Genomic DNA, 13,353 nt, shown 5'->3' with positions numbered 1-13,353 from the left:
GATGCAGTGCCTGCTGGTAATCCCGCAACAAAAACCAGCCCTTTCGCTCAACAGATGCTGGCACAGGGCTTTCTTTGCATGGGCAAAAGTACCATGCCCGAGTTTGGATTCAACGCCTCAACTGAGCCTCTTCATGATGCACCCACTCGCAACCCCTGGAACCTTGCCTACTCCGCCGGCGCTTCTTCCGGCGGTTCGGCTGCACTGGTGGCAAGCGGGGCGGTTCCCATTGCCCACGCCAACGATGGTGGTGGTTCCATTCGGATTCCTGCAGCCGTTTGTGGCCTCATAGGGCTCAAAGCGACCCGGGGACGTGTCATCGAGAACGATGCCTCAAAGTCGCTACCCATAGATATTCTCAGTGATGGCGTGGTGTCCCGCTCTGTTCGGGATACCGCCAACTTCATCTATCAGGCAGAGCAGTATTTTCGCAACCCGAAGCTGCCAACCGTTGGCAAAGTGGAAGGTCCATCTGAAAAGCGGCTAAGAATTGGTTTGGTTATCGATTCCATAAACGGTCACAAGACCGACGATATGACACGACAGACTGTAGAAGCTACTGCCCGAAAACTGGAAGCCCAGGGGCATATTATTGAGCCTGTAGAAACACCGGCAAACTCAAGCTTCCCCGACGATTTTGCGATGTACTGGGGCCTGCTGGCTTTTGGAATGAAGATCAACGGTCACAAACTGATTCACCCGGATTTTGATAAACGGCGGGTAGACGGCCTAACCCAGGGCCTGGACAAAATGTTCAAGCGAGGTTTCTGGAAGATGCCAGCGGTTCTGTGGCGCTTGCGCCGCGCCAGATTCGATTTTGCCAACGCCATGACAGACTTGGATGCGGTGCTTACGCCTACTCTGGGCCATACCACGCCTAAACTGGGTCACCTCAACCCAAGTGTCCCTTTCGACATCCTGTTTGATCGGCTTACCCGATACGCCAACTTCACACCCCTGGCCAACGTTACTGGCGCACCGGCTCTATCACTCCCCATGGCTCTGACACCCGAAAACCTGCCAGTGTCGGTACAGCTTATGGGCAAGCATGGCGATGAACGCACCCTACTGCAGCTTGCGTTTGCACTGGAGTCTGAGTATTCACCCTGGACATCTCTGGCCAACACAGCGCAATAAAGTCAACTTTGAACAGTGGCTGGTGGCGCGTCACCGGCTCTGCTGAAAAACCTTTCTGCGAATAAACTGCCCAACCCGCTCACCAAGCACCAACATCGCGGGCGTTAGCAGCAATGTGAGAATAGTGGCGAACGCCAAGCCACCGGCAATGGCGCTGGAAAGCTGCGCCCACCACTGAGTCGATGGCGCGCCCAGCCCGAGAGAGGGCGTGAGCAGATCTACGTTCACGCTCAGCACCATTGGCATCAACCCAAGCACGGTGGTAACCGCTGTGAGCAACACGGGGCGCAAACGCAAGCAGCTGGTTTCCAGTGCCGCCTCATAGGCCTCCATTCCGTCTTTCTTCATCTGATTGTAAGTGTCGATCAGAATGATGTTGTTGTTCACTACGATGCCCGCCAGCGCAATGATGCCCATACCCACCATCACGATCCCGAACGACTGGCCGTTCAGCAGCAATCCCAGAAGTACCCCGGCAGTGGAGAGAACAATGGCTGATAGAATCAGAAAACTCTGGTACAGAGAGTTAAATTGGGTCACCAGAATGAGCAGCATCATGGCAATCGCAATCAGAAACGCACTTATCAGAAAGTTGGATGCCTGTTGCTGATCCTCGTTTTCGCCAGCAAACTTTACAGAAACCCCTTCGGGGGCCTCCGGGAGTTCAGCCTGCAGTGCTTTCAGCAAACTATCCACCTGCTCGCCGGGCTGAATATCGGATTTAATGGTGACCGCTCGCTTGCCATCTACCCGGGCAATGCTGCCAGTTTTACTCCCCGGCTGCAGGTCAAGAAACTGTGACAGCGGCACCTGCCCCCGAGCCGTGTTAATCGTCTGGCGCTGCAGATGATCCAGCTCGCGCCAGTTGTTGGGAACCCGCACGGCAATGTCCACCTCGTCGCGCACATCTTCAGGCCGATAGGTTGCCAGCACCAAGCCATTGGTGACCAGGCGAACGGCACTGCCAATGCTGAGCACGTCGGTTCCGAAACGAGCGGCGGCTTCGCGATCCACTTCCAGCCGCCACTCAATGCCCGGCAGGCTGCGATCATCTTCAATATCTACAAAGCCGCCCTGGGCGCGCATCTGATTTTCGATCTGATCTACGTAACCGTTGAGCTTGCTACTGTCTCGGCTGCTGACCTGCAACTCTATGGGCTTGCCACCCGCCGGGCCGTTCTCCTGCTCGCGGAACTCCAACGCAATACCCGGAATATCCTCCGTGCGAGCCAGGAAATCATCCAGAATGGCGCTGGCCGGGCGGCGAGTAAACCAGTCGGTAAACTGAAACTGGAGCACCCCAATCACATCCGGTGCCATCTGTGTGCTGACACTCAACATGGATCGTGCATAAACGGCTTTCACTTCCGGCATACCCTGCAAACGACCTTCTACCTGTTGCACAATGGCATCCCGCTCCAAAACCGACAGATCCCCGCGTGCGCGAACCTGAACCTGGGCAGAATCCGGCTCTACACTGGGGAAGAACTCGACACCATGGTTGAACTTGCCGTAGGTGATGTAGACCACCACGACCACTCCCAACACACCTACCAGCGTGAAACCAGGATAAGACAGGAGTGTGGAAAGCAGCCTGCGATAACCGTGCATCATTCGACCGCTTTCACTGACCTTGCGGGCACGACGCCCTCCGCTCACGCCACCCAAAACCGGCAGAAACACCAAGGCCATGGCGAGCGAGGCAACCAGGCAGATGATTACGGTAATAGGCAGAAATTTCATGAATTGGCCCACCACGCCGGGCCAGAACAGAAGCGGCACAAATACCGCAAGAGTCGTTGCCGTAGAGGCAATGATCGGCCAGGCCATGCGACTTGCAGCTTCCGCCCAGGCACCTTTCACTGAATGCCCATCAGACAGGTTTCGGTCTGCCAGCTCCGATACGACAATCGCCCCATCCACCAGCATGCCGGCTACCAGAATGAGGCTGAACAGAACCACGATGTTGAGGGTGAGGCCCATCATCCAGATCACCAGAATGCCCGTCAGGAACGCACCCGGAATGGTAAGCCCAACCAGCAAGGCCGATCGAGGCCCCATGGCAGCGATGATCACAATGATTACCAGCACAATGGCAGTCAGCACGTTGTTAAGCAGGTCGCTCAGCAAGTCACGAACTTCGTCGGACTGATCCATTATGTAGCGGACATCGAGGGCGTCGGGCAATTGCGGTTTTGCCTGGGCAATCAACTCACGCACCTGGGCCACAGTTTCGATAATGTTGGCGCCGCTGCGTTTGGACACCTCAAGCACCACAGCCGGCTCACCGTTGATGCGAGCAAAGCCAGTTGGATCTTTGAAGGTGCGCTGCAGCATGGCTACGTCGCCGAAGGTCACCACGGTGTCGCCATCGACCTTGATCGGCATTGACATAACGTCCTCGATATTCTCAATAACACCGGGCACTTTAAGCGTCATACGCCCATTGCCGGTATCCAGAGATCCAGCCGCTACCAGCTGGTTATTGCGCGTGACCAGATTACTGAGCTGGTCGAAATCAATGCCGTAGCCTTCCAGCACCTGAGGATCCACAACAATTTCCAGAAGATCTTCCCGATCGCCGCCAATCTCTACTTCAAGCACTTCGGGAATCGCTTCGATGGCATCCTGAAGCCCTCGGGCTACTGTAATCAATTCCCGCTCAGACAGCGGCCCAGACAGGCCAACGGACAGTACCGGGAACAGGGAAACGTTGATTTCATTCACTCGCGGCTCGTCGGCTTCCCTTGGAAGCTTGCTGCGGGCCGTATCCACTTTTTCCCGAACGTCCTGCAAGGCTGTGTCCGGGTCAAAGCCGGCATCGAATTCCAGCATCACGGAAGCGTGCCCTTCAGACGCTGTGCCACGCATTTCTTTTACGCCTTCGAGCGAACGCAGCTCCTGTTCCATGGGGCGAACCAGCAGCCGCTCTGCATCTTCCGGGCTGATACCTTCCAGTGTCATGGAGATATAAATCATCGGAATGGTAACGTCGGGGTTAGCCTCTCGGGGGATGGCCTGGAATGCTGCAATACCGCCGAGCGTCAGAAAAAACAGGGTAAGCAAGGTGGTGCGACTGCGGTCTATCGCCGCGAAAATAAGTGCGCGCATAGTGCTCAGCCTCGCTCTTCGGAGGCGTCTACAGGTTCAACTTGCTCGCCCTCACTAACAAAACCAGCACCACGGGTAATCAGGCGAGTCTCATCGGGCAAGCCCGTAACCCAGGCACCTTCGGTGGACACACTGAGCAATGTCACCGTACGAAAAACAACTTTATTCTGATCATCAACATACTTCACACCCGGGCGGCCGTCGTCACCAAGGGAGAGGTAGGCCGGGGAAATAAACGTGGCTTGAACATCCGCCAGCGCAACTCGGAGGTTTGCAGTGCCACCGGCTATACGTTTTTTTTCCGGGTTCTCAACGGCGATTTCAACGGCAAAACTCCGGGTCTCGGGATTCGCAGCACTGGCCACAAAGGTGACCACGCCATCCAGTGCTTCTCCGTCCAGAGGCAGCACTCTCACTTTCTGGCCCAGCGCCACTTGCGCTACAGATTGCTGGGGCACCTGACCTTTGGCCTTGAGCCGATCTATACGAACCAGCTCATATAAGGGCGAGCCCACCTGAACCAAGCTGCCAGTCTCAACGTCTTTGCTGTTTATTACGCCATCAAACGGCGCCGTAGGACTCAGATGAGACACCGCCAGCTGAGCACCTTTGAGCTCCGCGCGAGCTGCCGCCAACTCACTTTCTACGCTTAGAATCTCTGATTGTGAAGCCAGATCCCTTGCTGCCAGTTTTCGTGCGGCAGACAGGTCCGCCACCAGCTCTTTAACCCGGGCTTGCCAGCGATCAACGCTTGCGTCCCTGCCATCTTCAGACAAAGTTAAGAGCACACTTCCGGCTTTTACTGCGTCGCCCAGGTTTGCTTCAACGGCTTCAACCGTACCAGCAACCCGTGCGCTCACATTGACGGCGCTCCATGGCTCCAGCTGGCCCTGAAGCAAAAGACCCGGCTCATATAACTGCGCGCTGAGCGTTGTAACCTGAACCCGTGTTCGCTCCTGCTGTGCAGCTTTGGGCTCTGCAGGAGCCTTGGTGCTAGCGACTTTGATATCGCCTGTTGCCATCCAGATAATCAGAGCAATCACAACAATTACAGACAGACCCAGCGAACTCCATTTTACTTTGCTCATTAAGTACCTACACAGCCTGAATTTGGTGAACGGCGGATTGAAAAGCGACGCTATCTGAAAAATAAAAGGATTAAACGGTTGCAACCGCTTTAAATCGTGGGGTAGATTCTACACAGAATCCTTTTACGAATTCAGAGCAGTTTGTCCGTTTTATGAATCTTAACTCAGTGATTATCCTTGCAGTGCTAGTCCTCGTGGTAGTGATACCTTCCGGGGGATTTTGCGTGGATAAGCAGGTGAGATAGCGACAAACCTGACAAAAACACCAGAAACCCCCGGCACCGCAAGGTCCCGGGGTTTTTTTTTGCGGAAGAAAAAACAGGAAATACGACAATGAACGGCGCACAGCACATTCTCGAAGCATTTCACCGCCACAACATCCAAACGGTTTTTGGCTATCCCGGTGGCTGCATCATGCCGCTATACGATGCCCTGGTGGATGATGCGCGCGTGGAACATGTGCTGTGCCGCCACGAGCAAGGCTGCGCCCTGGCTGCCGATGGCTACGCCCGTGCCAGCGGCAAATTAGGGGTTTGCATTGCAACATCCGGCCCCGGTGCTACCAACCTTATTACCGGCGTTGCCAACGCGCACCGGGATTCTATTCCCATGCTTGTCATTACCGGCCAGGTTCCCTCAGCACTGATCGGAACAGACGCTTTTCAGGAAACCGATGTTTTAGGCATGACACTTGGCATCGTGAAACACAGTTATCTGGTGGAGAGTGCAGACGAGCTGCCCGAGATTCTTGAAGAAGCTATGGCGCTTGCGCAAACCGGGCGACCAGGGCCGGTGTGGGTAGATATCCCAAAGGATATATTGCTGGCACAAACCACCGCCATGCCAAACAGCCCACTTGCACAACCAGAAGCGACCTGCCCCGACGTCGGCCCCGCAATAGCCATGCTCCGCGCGGCCCAAAAACCTCTGCTTTACAGCGGCGGCGGTATCAGCCTGGCCCATGCAGAAGAATGCTTCCGGGAGTTTGCTGAGTGCTCAGCACTGCCGGCGGTGGTCACTCTTAAGGGTATAGGGAACCCCGGCAAGCACAGCGCTCATAACCTTGGCATGCTGGGTATGCACGGTTCCCGCGCGGCGAACCGTGCCGTAGACGAGTGCGACCTTCTGTTGGTAATCGGGGCGCGCCTGGATGACCGAGCCACTGGCAAGCTCGACGGATTCGCCCCCAACGCCCAAACCATTCACATTGACGCCGACGCCGCAGAATTCAACAAACTTCGGAGTGCAGACTTAACGGTTCGCGGCGACCTGAACACCATTCTCGGCGAGTTGACTCGGGCGCTCAGGGAAGCACCACTGGCGATCAATGCCTGGCGCAAACAGTGCCAAATCTGGCGCACAACGGGTGGTTTTCAAGCAGCAGATAACGAAGAGCCATTGGCACCCATCACCGGCCCGGCATTCGTCCGCCAGTTATCTCGCGTTGCACCCGACGACACAATCATTGCGTGTGATGTTGGCCAGCATCAAATGTGGGTCGCCCAGCATTACCAGTTCGACCACCCAAGGCACCATCTTACAAGCGGTGGCCTCGGCACAATGGGGTTCGGCTTGCCAGCGGCTATCGGCGCGCAATTTGCCAATCGCAAAAGCACCGTCATCAATGTTGCAGGCGACGGCTCCTTCATGATGAACGCCCAGGAGCTGGCCACTATTCGCCGATACAATCTACCGGTGAAGCTGATCATTATGGATAACCAGTGTCTGGGCATGGTGCGCCAGCAACAGGAACTGTTCTATAACAACCGGGAAAGCCACATCAACCTGGACGACAACCCGGATTTTGTTGCCCTGGCCCGAGCATTCGACATCCCTGCCTTGAAAATTGAACGCACGGATCAAGTTCGGCGGGGCATTGAAACCATCCTGGCTTACAACGGCCCCATGCTGTTGCACGTAGCCATTGCTCGGCAAGAAAACGTCTGGCCAATCGTAAAACCGGGCGGAAGTAACAAAGAAATGATTGATGAAACCCGCCGTTTGGCAGCGGACAAAAAGGAGATGACCGCATGACCACCGAAAACAGCCATAAAACGCCCAGCTATACCATCACTTGCCGCATGAGTCACGAAGCGGCCGCGCTCGAGCGCCTGTGCCAGGTGGTTCGCATTCGCGGTTTTCGCATTGCAAAGATGGCGGTGGAGAGCTCAATAGCCGGTGCCGACGAGATTCTCGAGATCGCGCTGACCATTCAGGGGCACCGGCCGGTGGCCATGCTTCAATCGCAACTCGAAAAGCTGCACACTGTGGCAGAGGTTATACTAACCGCGCCAGCCCTAGTGCCTGCAGCAAGCCGCAGAGCCTAACAAGCCAGAACCCACGACAGGGAAACCCGTGATGCTCCGCAGCACCTTGCAGCGTTATCCATTGTTCGTCATTGTCCTGGCGCAGCTTTGTGGAACCTCGCTCTGGTTCAGCATCAACGGTGTCTGGCTCTCCCTCTCTCGGGAGCTGGGGCTTACTGAGTCAGATCTCGGGCAGCTGACGCTCACGGTGCAGGCGGGTTTTATCGTTGGCACTTTGGGCATTGCGGTAACCGGCCTGGCTGATCGGTTCCGTGCCAGTTACATATTTGCGTGCTCCAGCGTGCTTGGCGCCCTGGTGAACGCCGGCTTCGTATTCACTGCAGCATCGCCCCCGTTTGACCTTGTCATGCGCTTTTTGACTGGCCTCTGCCTTGCCGGCATTTACCCTTTGGGCATGAAACTGGTTATTGGCTGGACGCCAAAACACACGGGCACGGCGCTGGCCTGGCTGGTTGGAATGCTAACCCTTGGTACCGCCATGCCTCACTTGCTGCGGGGAGCAACACCGGGGCTACCTTGGCAGTGGCCGTTACTGGGTTCTTCTGCACTGGCTCTTCTGGGTGGCATGATAATTCTGATTTTGGGGGATGGCCCTCACCTGCCCATGGGCACAGCAAAAGCCCACTTACGAAGCGGGTTGGCCGGGCTTAGATCTCCCAGATTTCGTGCTGTTGCTGGTGGCTACTTCGGCCATTGTTGGGAGCTTTACGCTTTCTGGACGCTGACACCACTGCTGGTCACACGGGAAGTGCTTCGAATGCATGCAGCACCGGCACTGATTCCTCTGATTTCATTCATTGTGATTGGTGTGGGGTTTGCCGGTTGCGTAGGTGGCGGCAGGCTCAGCCAGAGGTTTAGCAGCCAATGGGTCGCAAATCGAGCCTTGGCCATGTCGGGAATAATTTGTTTGGCTTACCCTTTTCTAACTTGGGCACCGCCTGGCGCCTTGCTTATGCTGCTGATGTTATGGGGCACCTCTGTGATTGCCGACTCACCACAGTTTTCCGCATTAGCGGCGGCCGCAGCCCCCAGGGAGTTCGTTGGCGCGTCACTGGCGGTCATGAACGCCATAGGTTTCGCCCTGACTATTCCGGCAATCTGGATCACCAGCAATCTTTGGGGATCCCAAGGCGTCTGGGTGACACTCTGGCTGCTACCTGGCCCAGTTCTGGGGCTATGGTCAATGCGCCGGCTCGATAGTCTGGAAGACTAGGGCCGGCGCCAGCCGAACCTGTATCAGATCAGCTCAATGGCCACTGCGGTGGCCTCTCCCCCACCGATGCAAAGCGCGGCAATGCCCCGTTTCAGGCCTTTTTGCTGCAAGGCGTTCATAAGCGTAACCAGGATACGCGAGCCAGAGGAACCGATGGGGTGCCCCAATGCACAGGCGCCGCCGTAGACGTTCACTTTCTGCGCATCCAGGCCCAACTCGTTGATCGCCAGCAGGGAAACCACCGCAAAGGCTTCATTGATCTCAAACAGATCCACGTCGTCTTTGCTCCAACCGGCCTTTTTCAGCACTTTCTGGATGGCCCCAATGGGCGCCAGAGTGAACTCCGCTGGCAACTGGGCGTGGGTAGCGTGAGCAACAATTTTCGCCTGAGCTGTCAGGCCACGGGCTTTTGCCTCTTCAGCAGAAGCCAGCACCAGTGCAGATGCACCATCACTGATGGAGCTGGCGTTGGCAGCCGTCACTGTGCCGTCTTTTTTGAACGCTGGCTTTAGTTTTGGGATTTTCTCGGGGCGAGCATTACCTGGCTGCTCGTCTATATCTACCTGAGTATCACCCCCGCGACCAGACACGGTTACCGCACAGATTTCCGGCTTGAACCAGCCATTGTTGATGGCCGCGCTGGCGCGTTCCAGCGACTGAATGGCAAAATCGTCCATCTGCTCACGGGTAATTTTGTATTCATCAGCGCTCTGTTGTGCAAACACACCCATCAGGCCGCCCTCATAGGCATCTTCCAGGCCGTCGAGGAACATGCTGTCCATCACCTGTCCGTGGCCCATGCGCATGCCGCCACGAGCTTTTGGTAACAGGTATGGCGCCTGGCTCATGTTCTCCATGCCCCCGGCAATCATAATGTCGTTAGTGCCAGCCTTGATTTGGTCGTGGGCCATAATCACCGCTTGCATGCCGGAACCGCACATCTTGTTCACGGTGGTGCAGCCTGAACTGTCCGGAATACCGGAGGCGCGGGACGCTTGGCGTGCTGGCGCCTGACCCAAGCCAGCGGGTAGCACACAACCCATGATCACTTCCTGAATGTCTACAGGCTGCAGGCCACTGCGCTCAATGGCTGCCTTAATGGCAGTGGCACCCAAATCCGGGGAGCGTACCGAACTCAGGGAACCCATCATGCCGCCCATGGGCGTGCGGGCAGCTCCAGCAATTACAACGCTGTTATCACTCATTTTTCAACCTCACAGATTTCAAACTCTGCCCAGTACAGAACGGGCAATGATTTCTTTCATGACTTCCGACGTGCCGCCATAAATGCGCTGTACGCGGGCATCCATAAACGCACGGGAAATCGGATACTCCGTGGTGTAGCCATAGCCACCAAACAGCTGCAGGCAGCCATCTGCCACGCGGCACTGCATTTCGGTTGCGCTGTACTTGGCCATAGATGCCGTAGGCGCATCCAGTTCGCCAGCTTCGTACTGGCTTATGCACTGACTCACAAATGCCTTGTTAACCTGGTACTCGGTTTCCATGCGGGCAATTTCAAATCGGGTGTTCTGGATCTGCGCCAGTTTTTGCCCGAACAGAACCCGCTCTTGGGTGTAGGCTATGGTCAGATCCAGCGCACCTCTGGCAGCAGCCACGCCCAGCGCGCCAATAACCAGCCGCTCCCGTGGCAATTCCTGCATCAGGTAAACAAAGCCTTTGCCTTCCTCGCCCACAAGCGCCGATGCCGGTACACGCATATCCGAAAAGAACAGCTCAGAGGTATCACCGCTGTGCTGGCCTATCTTGTCGAGATTCCGCCCTTTGCTGTAACCGGGCAAGCTGGCATCAACCAAAAACAGGCTGATGCCCTTTGCCCCTGCAGCGGGGTCGGTTTTCGCCGCAACAATCACCATATCGGCATGCTGGCCATTGGTAATGAAGGTTTTCGAACCGTTCAGAATATAGTCGTCGCCATCGCGCACTGCACTGGTGCGCATGGCCTGCAGGTCACTGCCGGCACCCGGCTCGGTCATGGCGATGGCGCCAACCACTTCACCCGACACCATTTTAGGCAGCCACTTCTGCTTCTGTGCCTCATTGCCCAGGTGGCTGATGTACGGCGCCACAATGTCCGAGTGCACCATCACGTTAGTGGAGAGCGCACCAAACCCCATGCGCGCCAGCTCTTCGCCGACAACGACGGAGTATTGGAACGGTGCGCCACACCCGCCGCAATCCTCAGAAATATCCACGCACAACATCCCGGCATCGCCGAGCGTGTTCCAGAGTTCGCGGGGTACAAGGCCAGATTTCTCCCAGGCTTCGTAATGCGGCGCTACCTCTGTTTCCAGAGCCTTGATAACAGACGACCGGAACAGTGTGAGTTCTTCTTGATCCACAGTGTTAGTCATTGCGCTCTCCCTTATGTGCTTGAATTCATTTAGGCGCCATACGCAACGCACAGTCCAGCCGGATGGTTTCACCGTTCAGGATCGGGTTGCGCACCATCTGGTCGACCATCATGCCAAACTCCTCGGGCTTACCCAGGCGCTTGGGGAACGGCAGCGTGGCCGCCAGGCTGTCCTGCACTTCTTGCGGCATGCCGGACATCATTGGTGTCATGAACAGGCCAGGTGCAATGGTATTCACGCGGATACCTTCGCGAGCCAGCTCACGGGCCGACTGAATGGTCAGAGCAACAACACCACCTTTGGAGGCGCTGTAAGCCGCTTGCCCTATCTGCCCTTCGTAAGCGGCGACCGAAGCAGTGTTGATAATCACGCCGCGTTCACCTTCCGCGTTGGGTTCGCGCTGCGCCATATCGGCGGCGGCAAGTCTCAGAATATTGAAGGTTCCGATCAGGTTAATCTGTATCACCTTACTGAAACTCTCGAGCGGCATAACGCCGTCGCGGCCCAGAATTTTCGCTGCCGGGCCAATACCCGCGCAACTAACCGCAACGCCACAAAGGCCATGGGCTTCACGGGCCGTCGCCAACGCCGCTTCTGCGCTTTCAGCCGAGCTCACATCGCAGTGTACGAAAATGCCGCCAATATCTGCCGCAACCTTCTCGCCCTGCTCTTTTTGCAGATCCAGGATGGCAACTTTACAGCCTGCAGCAGCAAGTGCACGGGCTGCGCCCTCGCCAAGCCCGGAGGCTCCACCTGTTACAATGGCCGGTACGTTTTTGAATTCCATCACTTTCTCCCTTCGCGTCAGGTATTGTCGGCTGAATTGGAAACAAGCCAATCTTTACGTTAACGTAAACTTTATCCAATTCAGCCTCAAAAAGAAATAAAACCGCGCTCAGGCGATGCTTTCAACAATCAGCGCAATGCCCTGACCACCGCCTATGCACATGGTAATCAAGCCATAGCGACCACCAGTGCGCTCAAGCTCTGCCAAGGCTTTGATGATGAGAATGGAGCCAGTGGCACCGACCGGGTGGCCCAGGGCAACAGCGCCGCCGTTGGGGTTAACCTTGTCTGCCGGCAGCCCAAGCTCTTTGTTGACAGCAAGTGCCTGAGCTGCAAAGGCCTCGTTAGATTCAATCACATCCAAATCTGCAACGCTGAGGCCGGTCTTCTCAAGTACGCTACGCACCGCAGGGATTGGGCCAAGGCCCATTACGCTGGGGTCTACGCCTGCAAAGGCATAACCCACAATGCGTGCACGAGCCTTGAGGCCGCGCTTTTCGGCTTCTGCTGCACTGGTCAGCACCATGGCTGCTGCACCATCGTTAATGCCAGAAGCGTTACCCGGCGTGACTATGCCATCTTTGGTAAAGGCCGGCTTCAGGCCAGCAAGGCTTTCAGTGGTAGTGCCAGCGCGCACATGTTCGTCCTGATCGAACGTAACCTCCTTGCGACCCTGTTTTACCGTTACCGGTACAATCTGTTCTTTAAAATAGCCACTCTCAATGGCCTGACTGGCCCGACGGTGGCTTTCTGCCGAGAACGCGTCCAGATCCTCACGGCTGAGACCGTACTTTTCGGCAATCCGCTCAGCCGTCATACCCATGTGACCGCTGCCAAACGGGTCACTGAGCGTGCCCATGGTCATATCAATCACTTTGCCGTCACCCATCCGCAGACCCTTGCGAACGTTAGGCAAAACATAGGCGCCCTGGCTCATGCTTTCGGCGCCACCGGCCAGTGCAATCTGACTATCGCCCATAACAATCATCTGCGCGGCACTGATAACCGACTGCACGCCGGAACCACAGAGGCGGTTCACATTAAATGCTGCAGAACCCTTCTGCAGGCCAGAATTCAGGCCAATATGGCGGGCTACATACGCATCGGCCGGGCCAGTTGGAATAATATGGCCGAAAACCGAATGGTCGATGTCTTCGGCGGGCACACCTGAACGGGTGATGGCCTCTTTTGCCGCGCAAGTTCCCAGCTCAGCCGGGCCCAGAGAGCTCAAGCTTCCGCCAAAGCCGCCAATGGCTGTGCGTGCACCGTCGAGAATGACAACATCAGTAAGTTTCATTGCTTTGTTCCTTAAGGTT

General features: G+C 56.2%; 10 protein-coding genes. 4 read left to right on the top strand and 6 right to left on the bottom strand.

Features of this window, described 5'->3' with window-relative positions; translation table 11 throughout:
* The first annotated feature begins 6 nt into the window (after positions 1-6).
* A complete protein-coding gene (locus tag BCA33_RS08650; protein WP_254774274.1) occupies positions 7-1,137 on the top strand; it encodes an amidase in 1,131 nt (376 codons plus the stop codon).
* Positions 1,138-1,167: 30 nt separating this feature from the next.
* Here the strand turns inward: BCA33_RS08650 and BCA33_RS08645 are convergent, their stop codons facing one another.
* Positions 1,168-4,248: an efflux RND transporter permease subunit gene (locus BCA33_RS08645; protein WP_071265017.1), complete on the bottom strand. Its 3,081-nt coding sequence runs from the start codon at positions 4,246-4,248 to the stop codon at positions 1,168-1,170.
* A 5-nt stretch (positions 4,249-4,253) separates the two neighbouring features.
* Positions 4,254-5,336 carry an efflux RND transporter periplasmic adaptor subunit gene (locus BCA33_RS08640; RefSeq protein ID WP_071265015.1) on the bottom strand — a complete coding sequence of 361 codons (1,083 nt, stop codon included), beginning with the start codon at positions 5,334-5,336 and terminating at the stop codon, positions 4,254-4,256.
* A gap of 333 nt (positions 5,337-5,669) precedes the next feature.
* Between BCA33_RS08640 and ilvG the strand changes: the two genes are divergently transcribed.
* The 3 genes from ilvG to BCA33_RS08625 are packed head-to-tail and all read left to right on the top strand — an operon-like array spanning position 5,670 to position 8,876.
* On the top strand, positions 5,670-7,370 hold the full coding sequence (gene ilvG, locus BCA33_RS08635) for an acetolactate synthase 2 catalytic subunit (protein ID WP_071265013.1): 1,701 nt from the start codon (positions 5,670-5,672) through the stop codon (positions 7,368-7,370).
* A complete protein-coding gene (locus tag BCA33_RS08630; RefSeq protein WP_071265011.1) occupies positions 7,367-7,663 on the top strand; it encodes an ACT domain-containing protein in 297 nt (98 codons plus the stop codon). The genes ilvG and BCA33_RS08630 overlap by 4 nt, the downstream gene beginning before the upstream one ends.
* 31 nt (positions 7,664-7,694) lie before the next feature.
* On the top strand, positions 7,695-8,876 hold the full coding sequence (locus BCA33_RS08625) for an MFS transporter (RefSeq protein ID WP_071265009.1): 1,182 nt from the start codon (positions 7,695-7,697) through the stop codon (positions 8,874-8,876).
* Positions 8,877-8,899: 23 nt separating this feature from the next.
* On the opposite strand, the gene BCA33_RS08620 is transcribed toward BCA33_RS08625, so the two are convergent.
* From BCA33_RS08620 to bktB, 4 genes are all read right to left on the bottom strand, one after another.
* Entirely contained in the window at positions 8,900-10,081 is a 1,182-nt protein-coding gene (locus BCA33_RS08620; protein ID WP_071265007.1) for a thiolase family protein, read from the bottom strand.
* An 18-nt stretch (positions 10,082-10,099) separates the two neighbouring features.
* Positions 10,100-11,251 (bottom strand): acyl-CoA dehydrogenase family protein, encoded by a 1,152-nt coding sequence (locus BCA33_RS08615; RefSeq protein WP_071265005.1) that lies wholly within the window; start codon positions 11,249-11,251, stop codon positions 10,100-10,102.
* A gap of 25 nt (positions 11,252-11,276) precedes the next feature.
* On the bottom strand, positions 11,277-12,038 hold the full coding sequence (locus BCA33_RS08610) for an SDR family NAD(P)-dependent oxidoreductase (RefSeq protein WP_071265003.1): 762 nt from the start codon (positions 12,036-12,038) through the stop codon (positions 11,277-11,279).
* 108 nt (positions 12,039-12,146) lie between these two features.
* Positions 12,147-13,334, bottom strand: coding sequence for a beta-ketothiolase BktB (gene bktB / locus BCA33_RS08605; protein ID WP_071265001.1), 1,188 nt, complete (start codon positions 13,332-13,334; stop codon positions 12,147-12,149).
* Between the last annotated feature and the right edge of the window lie 19 nt (positions 13,335-13,353).

The sequence above is a fragment of the Marinobacter sp. AC-23 genome (assembly GCF_001858325.1).
Taxonomy (GTDB): domain Bacteria; phylum Pseudomonadota; class Gammaproteobacteria; order Pseudomonadales; family Oleiphilaceae; genus Marinobacter.
The sequence above is the reverse complement of the archived record's forward strand: the minus strand, read 5'-3'. Positions and strand labels throughout refer to the sequence as shown.